The 19,393-nt window shown below is 45.4% G+C and carries 14 protein-coding genes and 1 rRNA gene; 8 read left to right on the top strand and 7 right to left on the bottom strand.

The window, feature by feature from the left end; genetic code table 11:
* Window positions 1-230: 230 nt before the first annotated feature.
* Window positions 231-404 (top strand): hypothetical protein, encoded by a 174-nt coding sequence (locus tag BMW45_RS27710; RefSeq protein WP_166433272.1) that lies wholly within the window; start codon window positions 231-233, stop codon window positions 402-404.
* A 98-nt stretch (window positions 405-502) separates the two neighbouring features.
* Here the strand turns inward: BMW45_RS27710 and BMW45_RS04130 are convergent, their stop codons facing one another.
* On the bottom strand, window positions 503-1,213 hold the full coding sequence (locus BMW45_RS04130; RefSeq protein ID WP_025231083.1) for a response regulator transcription factor: 711 nt from the start codon (window positions 1,211-1,213) through the stop codon (window positions 503-505).
* Window positions 1,214-1,302: 89 nt separating this feature from the next.
* On the bottom strand, window positions 1,303-3,693 hold the full coding sequence (locus BMW45_RS04125) for an endonuclease MutS2 (protein WP_092240761.1): 2,391 nt from the start codon (window positions 3,691-3,693) through the stop codon (window positions 1,303-1,305).
* A gap of 259 nt (window positions 3,694-3,952) precedes the next feature.
* Here BMW45_RS04125 and BMW45_RS04120 point away from each other — a divergent pair, with 259 nt between their 5' ends.
* The 5 genes from BMW45_RS04120 (at window position 3,953) to nagA (ending at window position 10,834) form a co-directional block, all read left to right on the top strand.
* Window positions 3,953-5,260: a S1C family serine protease gene (locus BMW45_RS04120; protein WP_092240759.1), complete on the top strand. Its 1,308-nt coding sequence runs from the start codon at window positions 3,953-3,955 to the stop codon at window positions 5,258-5,260.
* A gap of 48 nt (window positions 5,261-5,308) precedes the next feature.
* Window positions 5,309-6,253, top strand: a complete 945-nt coding sequence (locus tag BMW45_RS04115; RefSeq protein ID WP_092240757.1) for a 3'-5' exoribonuclease YhaM family protein — start codon at window positions 5,309-5,311, stop codon at window positions 6,251-6,253.
* Between the two features lie 337 nt (window positions 6,254-6,590).
* Complete coding sequence (locus tag BMW45_RS04110; RefSeq protein WP_025231087.1) at window positions 6,591-7,304, top strand: response regulator transcription factor; 714 nt, start codon at window positions 6,591-6,593, stop codon at window positions 7,302-7,304.
* Window positions 7,276-9,540, top strand: a complete 2,265-nt coding sequence (locus tag BMW45_RS04105) for a sensor histidine kinase (protein WP_092240755.1) — start codon at window positions 7,276-7,278, stop codon at window positions 9,538-9,540. Before BMW45_RS04110 ends, BMW45_RS04105 begins: the two co-directional genes overlap by 29 nt.
* A gap of 154 nt (window positions 9,541-9,694) precedes the next feature.
* Window positions 9,695-10,834, top strand: a complete 1,140-nt coding sequence (gene nagA / locus BMW45_RS04100) for an N-acetylglucosamine-6-phosphate deacetylase (RefSeq protein ID WP_092246150.1) — start codon at window positions 9,695-9,697, stop codon at window positions 10,832-10,834.
* A 192-nt stretch (window positions 10,835-11,026) separates the two neighbouring features.
* Here nagA and phoU read toward each other — a convergent pair whose 3' ends face one another.
* The 5 genes from phoU to BMW45_RS04075 all read right to left on the bottom strand — a co-directional run bounded on the left by phoU (window position 11,027) and on the right by BMW45_RS04075 (window position 15,340).
* Complete coding sequence (gene phoU / locus BMW45_RS04095) at window positions 11,027-11,689, bottom strand: phosphate signaling complex protein PhoU (protein WP_092240753.1); 663 nt, start codon at window positions 11,687-11,689, stop codon at window positions 11,027-11,029.
* A gap of 35 nt (window positions 11,690-11,724) precedes the next feature.
* Window positions 11,725-12,489 carry a phosphate ABC transporter ATP-binding protein PstB gene (gene pstB / locus BMW45_RS04090; RefSeq protein WP_092240751.1) on the bottom strand — a complete coding sequence of 255 codons (765 nt, stop codon included), beginning with the start codon at window positions 12,487-12,489 and terminating at the stop codon, window positions 11,725-11,727.
* Complete coding sequence (gene pstA, locus BMW45_RS04085) at window positions 12,486-13,394, bottom strand: phosphate ABC transporter permease PstA (RefSeq protein ID WP_092240749.1); 909 nt, start codon at window positions 13,392-13,394, stop codon at window positions 12,486-12,488. The genes pstB and pstA overlap by 4 nt, the downstream gene beginning before the upstream one ends.
* Window positions 13,384-14,322: a phosphate ABC transporter permease subunit PstC gene (gene pstC / locus BMW45_RS04080; RefSeq protein WP_092240747.1), complete on the bottom strand. Its 939-nt coding sequence runs from the start codon at window positions 14,320-14,322 to the stop codon at window positions 13,384-13,386. Before pstC ends, pstA begins: the two co-directional genes overlap by 11 nt.
* Window positions 14,323-14,419: 97 nt before the next feature.
* Entirely contained in the window at window positions 14,420-15,340 is a 921-nt protein-coding gene (locus tag BMW45_RS04075; protein ID WP_054791657.1) for a phosphate ABC transporter substrate-binding protein, read from the bottom strand.
* 386 nt (window positions 15,341-15,726) lie between these two features.
* Between BMW45_RS04075 and BMW45_RS04065 the strand changes: the two genes are divergently transcribed.
* The gene (locus tag BMW45_RS04065; RefSeq protein WP_092240744.1) at window positions 15,727-17,295 is read left to right on the top strand and encodes a plasmid pRiA4b ORF-3 family protein; all 1,569 of its coding nucleotides are present in this window, start codon (window positions 15,727-15,729) and stop codon (window positions 17,293-17,295) included.
* Window positions 17,296-17,768: 473 nt separating this feature from the next.
* Window positions 17,769-19,300, top strand: a 16S ribosomal RNA gene (locus BMW45_RS04060).
* The last annotated feature ends 93 nt before the right edge of the window (window positions 19,301-19,393 follow it).

Raw genomic sequence — 19,393 nt, 5'->3', positions numbered from 1 at the left:
GGCTGTTATTTGACTGCTTCATAATACTACTCCATCTTATTAATTTTTGCATCCAGGAAATAGAAATGATTGATATCACCTAGACGTAATTAAATTTAGTATACATCTTTTCAGTAATTAAGTCACTTCTTATTTTCTCCATATATGATTTTTGTAATCGGTTTCATATATAAGATTGCAGTTGATTAATTTTTCGGCTAATCGTCCATACTATTACAGAGGTGATTAACATGAAGAAGAACAAGGAATATCAGGAATATCAGGAATATCAGGATTATGAAGAAGACGTGGCGGAGGAAGTAAATACTTTCAACAACCACTGGGGAACAGGGCATTTTCTGGGACCGAACACACTGAGATATAAAGAAAACAGAGACGTTTACGAGGAAAAGGACAGCGAATAGCTGTCCTTTTCTTTTATAACTTTTATAACTATTTCACGAATGTGGCGGCCAATACCATCTCTTTTTGGATTATGATGATCAGTGGGCGAATAACCACCTTATCTCTTTACTTCGAATTTATAGCCGATTCCCCAAACCGTAGTCAAGGCCCAGCCTGAATGATCCTTGATCTTTTCACGGAGCCGTTTGATATGGACATCTACGGTTCTGGTATCACCGATGTATTCATATCCCCAGATGTGGTCCAAAAGCTGCTCTCTTGTAAACACCTGGTTTGGTGAGGCTGCAAGGAAATAAAGAAGCTCCAGTTCCTTGGGCGGCATCTCGATGGAATGCCCCATATAGATAACGGAATAATTCGTCAGGTTGACAATGAGGTCCGGATATTCTACATAATCGCCCTGATGGTCCGTATGAAGAGCGGCAGGAACAGGGTTCGTTTGGTAACGTCTTAATACGGCCTTTACACGGGCCACCAGTTCCTTGGAATCAAAGGGTTTGATCATATAGTCGTCGGCGCCCAGTTCCAGGCCCAGAACCTTGTCAAAGACCTCTCCCTTGGCGGACAGCATGATGATGGGGACCTGGGATGAGGAACGCATCTCCCGGCAGACCTGGTAGCCGTCCATACCGGGAAGCATCAGGTCTAAAAGCACTAGGTGGGGACGGAACTCAGGAAATACCCGGAGTGCCTCCTCTCCGTCGCCTACGATTTCTGTTTCATAGCATTCTTTTAACAAATAGAGGGAAATTAATTCCGCGATGTTGCTGTCATCGTCTACAATCAATATCCGCTGTTTTTCTGCCATAATGGCCCCCTTTCTCAAATGATTCACGCAAAGACAGCGAGCCAGGAGAATATGCCCGCATATCCATTTGGCGGCTGCAACGAAGTATTTTACTTAAATGAAACAATGGTTACGCCGGAATCCCCTTCGCCAAAGGCGCCAAGCCGGAATTCCTTCACATACTTTAACTTTTTTAAGTGCTTGTGCACCGCATTTTTTAAGGCTCCCGTTCCACGGCCATGTACCACACGCACCTGGGGAAGGTGGGCCAGATAGGCATCGTCTAAGTATTTGTCCAGCTGAGGAATGGCTTCATCCGTTGTCATTCCGATCAGATTAATCTCCGGAGAGATGGTAAAGGATTTGGACATACGTGTAGAACTGCTTCCGCTTCCTGATTTTCTGGAACCGCCAGAGGCGGGAGTGGAAACAGACTCCTCGTGGAGAAGCTCTAAGTCCGAAATGTTGACCAATGAACGGAGAATTCCCATCTGTACATACAGATCGCCTTTTGCATTGGGAAGAGAGTTTACAGTCCCGTTTAAGTTCATGCTTAAGACCTTTACACCGTCTCCCAGCTTCAGCTTTTTGGGATCGATTTTCTTTCCTGGCTGCTTTTTCTCGTTTTTCAGGGAAAGGGAAGAATCCACATCCTGAAGCTTGCTTCTTAACTTGCTCCGCTGTTCTTCCAGCTCCTTACTTACGCCGGAGTCTGCGGCAAGCTTGTTAATGTTCCGTATGGTCTGGTCTGCCGTATCCTTGGCATCCCGGAGAATCTTCTGTGCTTCCTCTTTGGCTGCCCGTATCATCTGATCCCGGCGTTCATCAAGCCGTTCTTCCTTCTGGGTCAGACGGGCTTTTAACTGTTCTACCTCCTGCTTATAGGATGCGATCTGGATCCGTTCCTTATCAATGGTGACGCGGTTTTGTTCCAGATGGGTCAAAAGGTCTTCGAAGGTTTCATCCTTTGCCTCAAGGTTGGTTTTCGCATCTTCAATGATATAATCCGGAAGTCCCAGCTTTTTGGAAATGGCAAAGGCGTTACTCTTACCCGGCACGCCGATTAAAAGGCGGTAGGTGGGTCTTAGAGTCTCTACATTAAACTCGCAGCAGGCATTTTCCACGCCTGGGGTTGTGAGGGCGAATACCTTTAGCTCACTGTAATGGGTGGTGGCCATGGTGCGGCATTTCATATTATGGAGAAATGACAGGATGGAGATGGCAAGGGCCGCTCCTTCCGTTGGATCAGTTCCAGCTCCAAGCTCATCAAACAGGCAGAGAGAATTGCTGTCTGCCTGGCCCAGGATCTGGACAATGTTGGTCATATGGGCGGAAAAAGTACTTAAGCTCTGCTCAATGCTCTGTTCATCTCCGATATCTGCAAACACTTCATCAAACACTGCCAGCTGGGAACCATCAAATGCCGGTATATGAAGGCCGGACTGTCCCATGAGGGTAAATAGGCCCACTGTCTTTAAGGAAACTGTTTTTCCTCCGGTATTTGGTCCGGTTACAATTAACAGATCAAAGTCCCGGCCCAGATGGATGCTGATGGGAACCACCTTGGCTGGATCAAGCAGGGGATGGCGTCCATCCTTAATGTTTATGATCCTCTTTGTATTAAATTCCGGTTGGCTTGCATTGTAATGTTTGGATAAGGCTGCTTTTGCAAAAATAAAATCCAGCTTAGTCAGAATCTCAAAATTTGTTTCCAGCTCCTCAAGATAGGGAGCCAGCTGGTTGCTTAAATCGGCCAGGATCATTTCGATTTCTTTCTGTTCCTGGATTTCCAGGGCCCTTAAATCATTATTAAGCTTCACGATAGCCATTGGTTCGATAAAAAGTGTGGAACCTGTGGAAGACTGGTCGTGAACCATGCCTGACACCTGGGATTTATGCTCGGATTTCACCGGGAGACAGTAACGTCCATCCCTCATGGTGATAACCGCGTCCTGTAGATAAGTCCGGTTAGAGTTTAATATGGAGTTTAACTGAGTATGGATCTTATCATTAATAGAGCGCATGGAGCGCCTTACATGATGAAGTCCCGGGCTGGCTTCATCGCTGACCTCCTCTTCGGAGAGGATGCAGCGTTTGATTTCCGTGTTGACCGGGGTTAAGGGTTCCAGCATCCGGAAGAATTCTTCCAGTGAGTCATCCGGCAGCTCAGAGTCCTCATGGCGTCCGTAGGCTTTCGCCCGGGCTGAGGCGGTTAGAAGGGAGCTGATGGAAAGAATCTCCACAATTCCCAGAGAGCTTCCAACGTCCAGACGTTTTATGGATGGCCGGATGTCTTTTACGCCTCCAAAAGAGATGCCGCCTTTCTGGCGCACTCTAGTGGCGGCATCGGTCGTCTCGCTCTGGGATTTCACGATCTCCTGGTAGTCCGTTGATGGTACCAGATTCCGGCACAGCGCCTTGCCTGAATCGCTGGAAGCGTATTCTGCAAGCTGTGCGATGATTTTATGATATTCTAAAGTTTTTAATGCTTTCTGATTCATATATTATTCCTTGTTTATTCTGCTTTCTTTGCATTGTGGTCCAGTGATGATGGTATCTGTTACAGTATAGCATATATGGGACAAAAACTGCAATCCTCAGGTTGTTTTTCCTCCTATGGAGATAATTATAATGTTTCTTGATTTCTGGAAATTATTCCTAAGGTTTCCGGATGGAGTCTCTGTTTATGTAGGTTTTTCTTGCATTAAAGGGAGAACAACCTTATAATAGTATTTAGGTCTTCTGCGAAGGAGGGTTAGTATGCCGGAAAATAACGGGCCAGATGATAGAAAGACGGAGCCTCGTCAGTTTATCAATGAAAAGATAGTGAGACAGCCCATGTCAAAAAGGGATATGTTAAAAAGGGCCTTGGGCCTTTTTGCAACTGCGGTTATTTTCGGAATTATTGCAGCTGTTACATTTGCCGTATCCCGACCTGTAGCTGAGCGATTTTTTGCTAAGGGGTCCACCAGTGAAAGTGTTCCTGTGACCATACCAAAGGATGATCCTGAAACTGTGCCTTCTGAGGCTGAGACCGGATCTGTAGCTGAGACAGAACCGATTGAGGATATTTTAAAATCTGCTATGGAGAAATATCCATTTTCAGTGGATGATTTAAATACTCTTTATGGAAGCCTAAGGACTCTTGTTCAAAAAGCGGACAAGGGAATCGTAACGGTCCATTCTGTAAAAACACAGACAGACTGGTTTAATAACCCTGTGGAAAACTCCAGCCTTTTTTCCGGAGTGGTTATTGCTTCTGCAAATCAGGAGCTCCTGGTGCTGACACCGGATGGAGCGGTGGAGGATGCGGAGGCGATTCGTGTGGCATTTTCAGACGGGACGGAAGTCCAGGGAACCATTAAGCAGACCGATAAGCTTTCCGGAATGGCCATCGTAAGTGTTTCCACGGCCGATCTTGGAAGGGCTTTGTTAGAGGAGATTAAGGCTATTGAGCTGGGAAATTCCTATTCCGTGAAGCAGGGTGATCTGGTTTTGGCCATTGGCGGCCCTGCCGGCATGGTCCATTCCACTGGATACGGATTTATATCGTATATAACGAAAAATGTACAAATTACCGATGGCATGACACGCATCCTGTATTCCGATGTGAAGGGAAATGCCGGGACTGGCACGTTCCTTATGAACACGTCGGGGCAGATCATCGGCTGGGTAACGGATGAACATAAGAATGACAGCAATAAGGATATGACAGCGGCTATGGCCATATCCGATTATAAGAGCATTCTGGGTAAAATGAGCAATGGGGTGGCATACCCATACTTTGGGATCAAAGGACAGGAAGTAAGTGCTGTCATGAATAGCAACGGTATGCCTCTTGGGGTATATGTGGTTGATGTGAATGCAGACAGCCCTGCCTATAATGCCGGGATCCAGTGCGGCGATATCATAAGGTCCATGGGAAAGGAAACCATTGTTACCATGAAGGACTTTCAGTCAGTGCTCGAAAACTCCAATCCAGGAGATGTGATTCCTGTGAGTGTTTCCCGCTATGGAAGGGAAGAATATAAAGAGATACAGTATCAGGTAACCATTGGAGCCAGGTAATTGTCCTGGCTTCCGTGTTGCCTGGGGTTAAGAATGTGGAGGAAAACAATGAGGTATGTAGAAACATTCCGTGAGGGAATTCATGTATCAGATGTGTATTTATGCAAAAATAAGCAGATTGCCCTTACGAAGTCAGGAAAAGAATATGGAAACCTGATTCTTCAGGATAAGACCGGAACAGTAGATGCCAAGATCTGGGACCTGGGCTCTCCGGGAATCGGGAACTTTGAAACTCTGGATTATGTATACATAGATGCAGATGTGACCGTTTTCCAGAATTCCAACCAGTTGAATATCAAGCGTATCCGGAAAGCGGATGAGGGAGAATTTGTTCCGGGTGATTATCTTCCGGTTTCCTCTAAGAATATCGGACTTATGTACGAGGAGTTTCTGGGCTTTATCCGGACAATTAAGAATCCTCATTTAAGAAAGCTCTCGGAAAGCTTTTTTGTAGAGGATGCAGCTTTTGCCAAGGCATTTCAGTTCCACTCTGCGGCAAAAAGTGTTCACCACGGCTTTGTGGGAGGGCTTTTGGAGCATACCTTAAGTGTTGTGAAGCTGTGTGATTATTACGCCGGCTACTATCCGTACATTAACCGGGATTTGCTTTTAACCGCAGCCATGTTTCATGACATCGGAAAAACCAGGGAACTTTCCACATTCCCGGAAAACGACTATACCGATGACGGGCAGCTTTTGGGCCACATCATCATTGGAACGGAAATGGTGGGAGAGAGAATCCGGTCGATGGAAAGCTTTCCGGAAAAGACGGCTTCTGAACTGAAGCACTGCATTCTGGCCCATCACGGGGAGCTGGAATATGGTTCTCCAAAGAAACCGGCTTTAATCGAGGCGCTGGCGTTAAATTTTGCAGATAATACGGATGCCAAGATGGAGACAATGATCGAGGTGTTAAAGGGTGCAGGAGATAATAACGGATGGCTGGGATATAACCGGTTGATGGAAAGCAATTTACGGAAGACATCCGAATAATATGGGAAAGGCGCATCAGTGATTTTGGAAATCCTGATGGGCCTTTTTCTTTTTGTGAAAATGATTATGAAAGAAGAGGAAGGAAATTTTAGAATTTCTTTCGTTTTCTGTGCCCCTCCATTTAAGATTGCTTTCGTATCCTTTAATTAAAGTAAAAAGAGTGAAAATGTGGTATCATAAATGTGGATACTGCTGACTGCAGGTCCAAATCACATATCAGGCAGCACCCTATGGGGATACCTTTTTGCCAAATAAATCAGGCAGAAATGGGAAACGCCTCACAGGCATACCTCTATGTCCGGAAAGAATGGACATAAAAGGGGAAAGGAGAGAGAACATGGAAGCAAACCACATCTTATTGGTAGAGGATGATAAAGAGATCAGAGAGGGAATTGAGATATATTTAAGGAGCCAGGGATACGAGGTGTTCCAGGCGGCAGACGGTGTGGAAGGTCTTAAGGTGTTGGAGCGGGAAGAGATTCATCTGGCGATTGTGGATGTGATGATGCCCAGAATGGATGGCATTACTATGACCGTAAAATTAAGAGAGACCCATGATTTCCCTGTGATCATCTTATCGGCAAAGTCTGAGGAAGTGGATAAAATCATGGGGCTTAATATCGGCGCCGATGATTATGTTTCAAAGCCGTTTACCCCCATGGAACTGTTAGCAAGGGTGAATTCCCAGCTCCGGCGTTATAAAAAATATATGGATATGCTGGAAGCAAAGGAGCAGAGGGAGAAAAGCAATGTTTATTCCATCGGTGGGCTGGAGCTTAATGAGGATACGGTGGAAGTGACTGTTGACGAAAAACCGGCGAAACTGACTCCCATTGAATTTAAGATACTGGCTCTTCTTATGAAAAATCCGGGAAGAGTTTTCTCCGCAGAAGAGATTTATGAACGGGTCTGGAATGAACGGGCCATCAACACGGATACAATCATGGTTCATGTAAGGAAAATCAGGGAAAAGATCGAGATCAACCCGAAGGAGCCGAAATATTTGAAGGTGGTGTGGGGCGTTGGATATAAAATTGAAAAACAGGCATAGGATCAGCATAATTATTGCGGTGATCGTAGTTTTATCGGCTGCATCTGTCATGGTGGGGCTTTATCCGTTTTTTAAAAATGAATCAGCCAGATATGAGGAGCCTGTTTATGAACAGGATTCGTTCCTTAACCATCTGGTTCTGGGCAATTATGTGCTTTATCTGGAGCAGGCCCAATATGAACAGGGCAGTGTTATTTCTCCCTTTCAGTTTTATTTCCCTCTGGCAGAGGAAGAATTAAGGAACAGCATGAACAGTCAGGCGGCAGCTTCGGAAGGAGAAACGGAGATCATAACAGGAGAGGATACCATTACTGTTGCCGGGGAAGAATCCCTTGAATCGCCTGCCCAGGAGGATCGCAATGAGTATATAAAGGATCTTCGCCAAAGCTGTATCCAGGAATACGAATCCTGGAGCCGGAGTTTTAACGGTATAAGAAATTACATGGACTATCAGATCCTTGATGCAAGCGGCAGCGTTTTGGCAGACCATGCGGGAGGCCGATCCATTGGAGGAAGCGGTGAATATAAGTTCAAGGCTGTGCTTCGTTATGATGACCTTGGGCGGATGGAAACCGGGGCTGTAAGCGGAGATAATACGGTCAGTCTCTTAAATACCCTGGGAACCTTAGGGAATAAGGACCCCATGAGTGATCACTATTGGGACCAGTATCGGTACGAGACGGATTTAAAGCTGAAAAACCCGAGAAATGTTACCTTTGCTTATGGAATGAGGGCCCAGCAGATTGCTGCATATGAAGAGGATAGAGAAACCGTCTGGAGCGCCTATAATTATTCGGGCAGCGTTTCCAGGATCTTTCTGGGCCTGATCTGCGCCGTAGCGATTGCAGCCTTTTTCTTTTCCTGTTTTGACCCGGATTTTCCGGAGTACAGCAGGATTTTACGAACGCCTTTTGAGATCGTCGCAGGAGTCGGCTGCGCCGCCGTATTATTCGGAACAGGACTTACAAATCTTGTGGCAATAACGAACCGGGGTGATTTGTACGACGCTCTTATGCGAGCCAATTTCCTGCCTCTGGTGGCTGGGATCATGATAAAGCTTTGGAATTTAATGTGGTGGTCCATCCCCTTTGCAATCGTTTACTGGGCGGTTTTATGTGTGCGTGACGTCATACACATCGGACTGAAGCGTTACCTTTACGAACGGACCTTGTGCGGCTGGTTTTGGCAATGGATGAAAAATACTTGCCGTAGAATTTATTTGTTTGTAGGGAATATCAACCTGCAGGAACGTTCGGACCGGACTATTTTCCGGATTGTGGGTGTGAACTTTATTATTCTCTCTGTTCTTTGCAGTCTGTGGTTTTTTGGAATTGGCGCTTTGATCCTCTATTCGATTATTTTGTTTATTGTGATGAGGAAATATTATAAGGATTTAAGTGACAAATATCAGATTCTTTTAAGGGCGACAAACCAGATTGCTGAGGGGAATTTAGAGGTTGCCATAGAAGAAGACCTAAGCGTATTTGAGCCTTTTAAGAAGGAGATACAGAAGATACAAAGCGGGTTTAAGGTTGCTGTGGGGGAAGAGGTGAAAAGCCAGAAGCTTAAGACTGATTTGATCAGCAATATGTCACATGATCTGAAAACGCCTTTGACGGCTATTATTACTTATGTAAACTTGCTGCGGGATGATCATGTGACGCCGGAGCAGAGGAAGGCTTATATTGACATACTGGAACAGAAGTCGATGCGTTTGAAAGCGCTTATTGAGGACTTGTTTGAAATCAGTAAGGCGAACAGTAATAATGTAACGCTGAATTTAGAGGATGTGGATATTGTCAGTCTGTTAAAGGAGGTGAGCCTGGAACTTAGTGATAAAATTGAGGAATCTACCATTGATTTCAGGTGGAACCTGCCGGATGAAAAGATTGTTTTGCCTTTGGATAGCCAGAAGACTTATCGGATATTTGATAATTTATTAACGAATATTATAAAATATGCAATGCCTCATACCCGGGCTTATATCGATATGAAGAAGGAAGGAGGTTATGTGGTCACTACACTAAAGAATGTTTCGGCTGCAGAGCTTACTTTTAATCCGGATGAAATAACCGAACGGTTTGTCAGGGGAGACCAGGCAAGGAATACGGAGGGCTCTGGTCTTGGAATGGCGATTGCGAAAAGCTTTGTGGAGCTGCAAAACGGCAGGCTTCAAATTGAAGTGGAGGCAGATTTATTCCGGGTGATTATACGGTGGCCGATTTCTCAGGATTAGTTGATGCATGCAAAAGGAGGAAACTATTCCTAAACTTCTTGAAAACAGGGGAGGAACTGTTTATACTATAGATAAACGTACCAGTGTAACGGCGGGTGAGTTTATTAATACGTTCGTAAGCTGGGGAGAAAATCAGGAAAGAGAGGTTACGGTTATGATAATACAGAGCAGACGGGTCTGGATCGCTGGACAGTTCATCCCGGCACAGCTTCAGGTGGAAGATGAAAAAATCAAGGCAGTCCTTGATTATGGTGAGATGGCGGCAGATCAGGATTACGGGGATGACAGGATTGTTCCGGGATTTATTGATATTCATACCCATGGAGCTTATGGTTATGATACCAACGATGGAGAACCGGAAGGATTGCGGGAATGGATGAGACGGATACCGGAGGAGGGAGTGACTTCTATCCTTCCGACTACTGTGACCCAGATGCCGGATGTGCTGACAAAGGCAGTTACAAATGTGGCAGCTGTTGTGGAAGGCGGATATGAAGGGGCAGAGATTCTTGGAATTCATTTTGAAGGGCCTTATCTGGATATGAAGTATAAGGGAGCCCAGCCGCCGGAGGCAATCGCTACTGCTTCTGTTGAGCAGTTTAAAGAGTATCAGGAAGCGGCTAAGGGTTTGATTAAATATATTACGCTTGCACCGGAGCATGATGAGGGATTCACCCTGACAAGGTATTGTAAGGATACCGGAGTGGTGGTCAGCATGGGACATTCGTCCGCTACCTATGAGCAGGCGCTTATGGGGATCGCAAATGGGGCGACTTCTATGACTCATGTGTATAATGGCATGACACCTTATCATCACAGGAATCCGGGGCTGGTAGGAGCTGCGTTCAGGGTGAGGGATATTTATGGCGAAATCATTTGTGATGGGTGCCATTCTCATTTGGCGGCGCTTAATAATTATTATGCGATAAAGGGAAGGGATCATGCGATTATGATTACGGATTCTCTTTGTCCAAAGCATTGCCCTGTTGGAATGGATTTTCAGCTGGGAGGGCATAGCATTGAGATTAGGGAGAACGGCCTTGCTTATTTGAAAGGGACGGATACGATCTCTGGTAGTACGCTTAAGTCGAATATGGGGTTAAAGATTCTGGTGGAAGAGGCTATGGTGCCTTTTGATTCGGCACTGAATTCCTGTACGATTAATCCGGCTAAGTGTCTGGGCGTTGATGATAGGAAGGGTAGACTCGTTGCGGGTTATGATGCGGATTTTGTTGTTCTTCGGGATGACTATGATGTGGTTCAGACTTATTGTCGAGGTGAAGCGATGTTGTAGGATGAGGAGATTGGGGGGGGAAAGATTGGGTTTGATTGTGTGGGCCGCTGGTCCGCAGTGCTCAAGCTCGAATCCGCTGCGCTCCTTCTCGCTTGACGGCTGTCGCCCTATGTCCTCAAAATCAAAAGAGCCCATAAGAATGCAAGCATTCTTATGGGCTCTTTCGTTTTTAAGGACGCACTGCTCGTAGCTTTACAATATCCGTACATTTTTCAAAGCTCCGGTTTTTGAAAACTCTGTCCATTCACAAACATTTACGGCGTGATCCCCAATGCGCTCTAAATATTTCGCAACCATTAACAAATCAATGCACTGATCGATATGCTCATTGGAATGCTTTAACAAATCAACTACATCATTCTTCACCTTATCGAATAATTCATCAACCACATCATCCTGCTTCTCGATCTGCTTTGCAGTCTCTAAATCCTGGTTGATAAAGGCTTCGATGGAGCAGCGGACCATTTCGCGGGCGGCGGAAGCCATGGATGGGATGTGGCGGACTACATGGTAAACGTGTTCGCCTTTTATGCGTAGGATGAGTTCGGCGATGTCGGAAGCGTGATCGCCGATACGCTCTAAGTCCGTAACTACCTTTAGGGCGCTGGAAACTACTCTTAAGTCTCCGGCAACAGGCTGCTGGCGTAAGATGATGGAGAGACAGCGGGCCTCGATGGAACGCTCTAGGTCGTTGATGGTACGGTCTCCTTTTATGATATCCTCCGCTTTTTCAAAATCCTGGTCTTCAAATGCCACAAAGCACTGTTCGATGGAGGTTTCAACCATTCGCCCCATTTCTTTTATGTCATGGTTTAAGAGGCTTAACTCATGCTCATAATTAACTCTCGTTGTCATTGTTTGTTCTCCTTTATTGTTCTATATAAAATGAATCAGCCGAAGCGTCCTGTGATATAGTCTTCGGTTCTTTTATCCTTAGGGGCAGTAAACAGCTCGGTTGTGGGAGCGTATTCCACCACCTCTCCTACAAGGAAAAAGGCGGTATTATCTGCGATTCGGGTTGCCTGCTGCATGTTGTGGGTAACGATTGCAACCGTATACTTTTCTTTCAGCTCATCCATCAGGTCTTCGATTTTCAGAGTTGAGATAGGGTCTAAGGCCGAGGTGGGCTCATCCATAAGCAGTACCTCCGGCTCTACTGCCAGGGCGCGGGCGATGCAAAGGCGCTGCTGCTGGCCGCCGGATAGTCCTAGGGCTGATTTTTTTAAACGATCAGACACCTCATCCCAGAGAGCGGCCCCTTTTAAGCTTCTTTCCACTATATCGTCAAGTTCAGATTTATTCTTTATACCATGGATTCTTGGACCGTAGGCTACATTGTCATAGATACTCATTGGAAACGGGTTTGGCTGCTGAAATACCATGCCGATTTTTTTGCGTAAAAGAGTGGTGTCGACCCGCGGATCATAGATGTTTTCTTCATCTAAAAGAACCTCCCCTTCTATTTTTACGCTCGGAACCAGGTCGTTCATTCGGTTTAATGTTTTTAAGAAGGTAGATTTTCCACATCCGGAAGGGCCGATAAAGGCCGTAATTTTATTTGTGAAGAGATTTAAGCTTACATCCTTTAGAGCGTGATTGGTTCCGTAATATAGATTTAAATGGTTGGTTGAAATTTTTACTGTATTGGTATTCACGATTCTTTGACCTCCGTATTGAATTTATGAGACAGATATTTTGCAAGTCCGTTTATTGCCAGTACGATGACCAGAAGGACAACGGCAATTCCGAAGGCCTGGCCGTATTTGGCCTTTTGCATGCATAAGTACAACTGAATTGTCAGGGTACCGCCCGATTCAAATATTTTCCCGAAGAAGTCCTTTGGAAGGAGGTAGCCGCTTCCTGCCGTAAAGAGAAGGGCAGCGGACTCTCCCACGATACGGCCGATGGCCAGGATGATTCCTGTCACAATGCCTGGCATGGCGCTGGGAAGCAGGATAGTCCGGATCATGTACCATTTGGTTGCACCGATGCCCAGGGCACCAGAGCGGTAGCTTTCCGGAACGGTTTTTAAGGCTTCCTGAGTGGTTCTTGTAATAAGGGGAAGAACCATGATGGATAAGGTTAATGCACCGGTGAGGATGGAATAGCCAAGGCCCAGGGTGTTCCCGAAAAATACATAACCAAAGAGTCCGAAGATAATGGAGGGGATACCTGCCAGGGTTTCTGTGGTGAATTCGATGATTCGTACCGCCCTTCCGCCCTTTGCATATTCATTTAGGTAAATGGCTGCACCAACGCCCAGGGGAGTGGCGATTAACAGGGTAATGACAACGACATATAAGGTGTTAACAATATTTCCGACGATACCAAAGGTTCCTTTAATGGTACTTGGTACAGTGGTCAGAAATTCCAGGCTGATTTCGGGAACACCGCGAACAAACACATAGCCCATGATTCCGATCAGGACCATAATGGAGATGGAAGCGCATAAGTAAATAAGAACCGTTAAGAAAGAATCGGAGATCCGGTTTTTTCGGTTATAAATGCTATGTGTTACTGCAGATTCTTTTTGAACAGGAATAACAATATCATTTGTCATGGCTTTCCTCTCCTTTCTTTAACAGATTGTTAAGGCTAATGTTAATGAGCATGATAAAAGCAAACAGGACAAGACCTATGGTAAAAAGCACCTGTTTGTGGAGCCCGGCGGAATAAGACATCTCTGATACGATCGCAGTAGTAAGGAAACGGACCGAATTAAAGGGAAGAGGTATATTTACCGAACTTCCGGACACCAGGCTGATGGCCATTGCTTCACCGATGGCCCGGCCTGTTCCAAGGACAATTGCGGTAATGATACCGGACTTTGCTGCCGGAAGGACCGCACTAAAAATCGTCTGGATCTTGGTAGCTCCAAGAGCCAGAGAGGCACTCCTAAGGTGCTGCGGAACAGCACGGAGCGCTGATTCGCTGATGTTGATAACCGTAGGAAGAATCATTAAGGCCAGCACTAAAACAGCGGAGATCAGATTCGCGCCTCCGGTAAACTGGTGGGTGGTGGATCCTGCAAATATTTTTGACTCTATTTTATACATTAAAGGGTTTAAAATCAAGATACCAAGCAAACCATAAATAACAGAAGGAATACCGGCTAACAGCTCTACTGCCGGGCGCACGATTTTGGTTAGCCTTTCAGGGGCTACTTCAGCCAGGAAAACAGCAGTCATAACGCCAATGGGAACGCCGATCAGGATTGCCAGAGCAGTTCCTATGATAGAGGTCAGAATGACATAAAGGATACCAAAGCTTGGTGAAGCGGCTGCCGGCATCCAGATGGTTCCGAACAGAATATCCAGAATTCCCACCTTAAAAAGTGCCGGCGTACCGCTTATGATCATGTACAGAGTGATAGAAGCCACAGCCAAAACGGCAAAGAAGCCACAGACAGTAAAGATTACTTCTGCAGCATGCTCAACACCTGATTTACTTCCGTGGCCACCAAATATGGAATAAGACTTTGGTCGCATATAACAGCTCCTTTCAAAACGGGGACGTAGCATAATCATCCGGCTGCGTCCCCTGTAAATATTATCGTTATGCAGTATAAGAAGAATTTCTTTTCAATTAGTTTGCTGGGATTAATCCAACGGCTTTTACTAAATCTTTTCCTTCATCAGAATAGATATAGTCAAACAATGCCTTCACCAGATCGCTCTGCTCAGATATCTCTCCTTTGGTAGCCATAACGAATGGACGGCTTAAGAAGTAGGAACCTGCCTTGATGTTTTCTGGAGTTGGATCTATACTTTCCAGCTTCATGGTCTTAACGGAATCATCAAGAACGTCTAAGGAAACATAGCCAATGGAGCCTGGAGTGGAAGCGGCCTTTGCCATGACTGCGCCGGTGCTGTCCAGCTCATTGCTGTATTTGCATGCGTCTTCCAGCTTTAACAGTTCTTCAAAAGCAGTTCTTGTACCGGAACCTGCCTCACGTCCAATCACAACGATTGGCTGATCGGCTCCGCCTAATTCCTTCCAGTTGGTAGTTGTTCCGTTGTAAATGTTGATCAGCTGGTCTTTTGTTAAATTGTCAACGGTATTGGCCGGATCAGAGACAACGGCGATACCGTCGATTGCAACGATATTTTCAGCAACACCTTTTGCTTTTTCTTCATCCTTTAAATTACGGGAAGAGTTACCGATATCCGCAGAACCATTGGTAACTGCTTCGATTCCTGCGCCAGAACCTACAAATTCGGCCTGTACGGTAACGCTCGGATATTTTTCCATAAAAACTTCACTTAAAGCGGTTGCGAATTTCTCCATAGAGGTAGAACCAACCATGCTGATAGAACCCTTTAAATTAGAAGCCGTATCTTCTTTAGCGGTTGTCTCATTAGCGGTTGTCCCACTTGTAGTGCCAGCCTCGGTTTTGGTATCAGGAGCCTGTGTCTCAGCATTATTGCTGCCGCAGCCAGCTAAAGTTCCCATTGTAAGAACTGCCATTCCAGCTAATGCAAGAGTCTTAATAATATTTTTTTTCATATTTACTTTCTCCTCTTTTCTCTTTAAAATTGCTTTCGCTTACATCATGGAGTATATCAGCCGTAAAACTTTTCTGATATCATATTTTAGTATAGAAAATGTAAATGTTGTGTAAAGCATTCCAGCGCTCTTTTTTCTTATTAATAGTATTTGCAGAATGGGAGAATGAAATTCCTTTATTATGGATAAGAAGCAAAGACAGTATTGAAAAAGCTGTCATAATTACACAAAACAGCCTTTCGTTTACAAAAATTAACGGGATGGACTGGACAGAATGGGAGGAAATATGGTAAATTGGAACGTGCGCTTATTTTATAGTAGAAATATAAAAAATATTCCGTAATTTAAGAACGGATACAAAGGATACGAGACAGGAGGGCGTTTTCATGGGAGCATATCAACTGAAAGTCACGATCAAAGGCAGCAAGCCGCCGATTTGGAGAAGGGTTCTGGTACCGCAAGGGATAACCTTTGTAAAGCTGCACCAGATGATTCAGACAGCATTCTGCTGGTCCGATGAGCACCTGTATGAATTTGAATTCCGTTCTGAAGGGGTTCGGGTAGTTCCGGGTAAAGAGAATTGGTCCCCCAAATTTCAATACCTTTTAAGTGATGAAACCATTGACAGCCTGGTGTCTGGTACCAGCAAATTTACATATACCTATGGCATCGACAAAAACTGGGAATTAAACATTCAGGTAGAAGATGCAGATTCTGATTATAAGGAAAGCTGGGGACAGGTTATAAAATTCAAAGGAGACTGCGTTCCGGAAAACTGCGGAGGCATCGCCGGGTATTATGAACTTCTGGAATCGGGTTCAAAAGATCTGAAAGAATATGACATGTCTGCTGTCAATAAATGTCTGAACCAGGGTTCTGATGCTGCATCGGAGGAAGTTCATATAGCAGAAGTTTATGATTGTTATGATAAAGGCAGCATCCTTGAGATTGCAAAAAGACATGGTATGAACGGGCTTTCTAAATTAAAAAAGGAAGAACTTGTGGAACGTACGATCGCTCACATTCTGGATCCGAAGGTAATGAGTAGCTATTTTCTTTGCGCCCGTAATTCAGAAATAAATTTATTTGAACAGTTGGCATCAGATGATTTTCAGGTACCATCTTTTGAAATGGAAGAAATGGACTTTCTATATGCAGGAGGCTATGTAACTGCAGGACCTGACAATCGTTTTATGGTTGCAGAAGAGGTATTAAAAGCATATGAATCGGTAAATACACCAGAATTTAAGGAAGAGCGTGAGCGCCTCAGTAAAATCGGAGACTGTCTCTGCGCGGCAAATTCCCTGTATGCAGTCACTCCGCCACAGGTTCTGTTGGAAACCTTTAATAAATATGAAGATAAGAAGCTTTCCTTGGAAGATCTGTTACATGCCTATGAACTTCTCCAATCATACCGTCCTTCGGTAAGATTCATTGACGGAAACTTTGTGGATGGGGCGCTGGCAGAGCAGAATGGCGTTGAAGAATTTCAGCAGATGCAGAAAAAGGTTCCTTATTATATCCCTACCCAGATGGAAATCCGTTTTATGGCGGATCATGAGGGCTTTTTAATGACTGGAGAATTAGGTCTGCTGAGCAAATTCTTAACAGATGAAATGAACGTTCCGGATGAAAGGATTCCATATTTACTGCGTCAGGTGCAGGCGGAGATCAGTATGGGCGGACAGCTTCAGGAGGTTGTAGATGGAATAGAGACTACCGGGATCATTTTTGAATCAGAAGAGCACTTGGAAAGGTTCACAAGCATTATTACAGATGTATGGAACCATACCAGGATGGTGTTAAACAGAGGCCATAAGCCCTATGAAATGGTAATGAAGGGTCTGGAGACAGCATCTGCCCAGCGAAAGAACCCTCCGAAAATCTATCCCAATGATCCTTGTTCCTGTGGAAGCGGAAAAAAATATAAGAAATGCTGCGGGAAAAAAAGCTAAATATCCGAGCCAGGGGTTCCGCCTATTTCTGAGGGGCGAACCCCGTTTTAATTATATCAAATGTCTTGAAAATCATGTTTTTCCAGAAAAACAAAATAATTGTTGACTTTTGTCAAATGCTTTGGTATGATATAACTCGCCGCTGAAAACGGCGGCAAAAACTTCTTCTAAAACACATCGATGAGCGATGAAAAAGTTTTGAAGAAAATGAAAAAAATGGTTGACAAAAACAACCGAACATGATAAACTTTAAAAGTTGCTGCTGAGACAGCGACACGAAATAAAGCACTTTGAAAACAGAAGATTGAACAGTATGTAAAACCCTGAAAATTCTAATAAAACAAGTCATGTTTGATGGCTTTGAATGAGAAAATTTCAGAACGAATACAAGCAATTGTATACGAACCAAACAACAAGTAAAACGGGAAATAAATTAGCTAGTTAGTTGATTTTGACCCCGGATTGAACACCTTTAATTTGAGAGTTCGATCCTGGCTCAGGATGAACGCTGGCGGCGTGCTTAACACATGCAAGTCGAGCGAAGCGATTTCAAGGAAGTTTTCGGATGGAATTGAAATTGACTTAGCGGCGGACGGGTGAGTAACGCGTGGGTAACCTGCCTCATACAGGGGGATAACAGTCGGAAACGACTGCTAATACCGCATAAGCACACAGTGCCGCATGGTACGGTGTGAAAAACTCCGGTGGTATGAGATGGACCCGCGTCTGATTAGGTAGTTGGTGAGGTAACGGCCCACCAAGCCGACGATCAGTAGCCGACCTGAGAGGGTGACCGGCCACATTGGGACTGAGACACGGCCCAAACTCCTACGGGAGGCAGCAGTGGGGAATATTGGACAATGGGGGAAACCCTGATCCAGCGACGCCGCGTGAGTGAAGAAGTATTTCGGTATGTAAAGCTCTATCAGCAGGGAAGAAAATGACGGTACCTGACTAAGAAGCCCCGGCTAACTACGTGCCAGCAGCCGCGGTAATACGTAGGGGGCAAGCGTTATCCGGATTTACTGGGTGTAAAGGGAGCGTAGACGGCACTGCAAGTCTGGAGTGAAAGCCCGGGGCTCAACCCCGGGACTGCTTTGGAAACTGTGGTGCTAGAGTGCAGGAGAGGTAAGTGGAATTCCTAGTGTAGCGGTGAAATGCGTAGATATTAGGAGGAACACCAGTGGCGAAGGCGGCTTACTGGACTGTAACTGACGTTGAGGCTCGAAAGCGTGGGGAGCAAACAGGATTAGATACCCTGGTAGTCCACGCCGTAAACGATGAATACTAGGTGTTGGGGAGCAAAGCTCTTCGGTGCCGTCGCTAACGCAATAAGTATTCCACCTGGGGAGTACGTTCGCAAGAATGAAACTCAAAGGAATTGACGGGGACCCGCACAAGCGGTGGAGCATGTGGTTTAATTCGAAGCAACGCGAAGAACCTTACCAAGTCTTGACATCGGAATGACCGGGATGTAACGATCCCTTCCCTACGGGGCATTCTAGACAGGTGGTGCATGGTTGTCGTCAGCTCGTGTCGTGAGATGTTGGGTTAAGTCCCGCAACGAGCGCAACCCTTATCCTTAGTAGCCAGCACGTTATGGTGGGCACTCTGGGGAGACTGCCAGGGATAACCTGGAGGAAGGTGGGGATGACGTCAAATCATCATGCCCCTTATGATTTGGGCTACACACGTGCTACAATGGCGTAAACAAAGGGAAGCAAAGGAGCGATCTGGAGCAAACCCCAAAAATAACGTCTCAGTTCGGATTGTAGTCTGCAACTCGACTACATGAAGCTGGAATCGCTAGTAATCGCGGATCAGAATGCCGCGGTGAATACGTTCCCGGGTCTTGTACACACCGCCCGTCACACCATGGGAGTTGGTAACGCCCGAAGTCAGTGACCCAACCGTAAGGAGGGAGCTGCCGAAGGCGGGACTGATAACTGGGGTGAAGTCGTAACAAGGTAGCCGTATCGGAAGGTGCGGCTGGATCACCTCCTTTCTAAGGAAGAAGAAGTAAGGGTTTTATATACTGTTGAGTCTTTGGTTTTCAAAGAAATAAAAATGAATATAGAAACACCAAGAAAGACAAAAG

The sequence above is a fragment of the Lacrimispora sphenoides genome, assembly GCF_900105215.1.
In the GTDB taxonomy this organism is placed as follows: domain Bacteria; phylum Bacillota; class Clostridia; order Lachnospirales; family Lachnospiraceae; genus Lacrimispora; species Lacrimispora sphenoides_A.
Note: the sequence above shows the minus strand (reverse complement) of the source record. Positions and strands in the feature narration are given on the sequence as shown.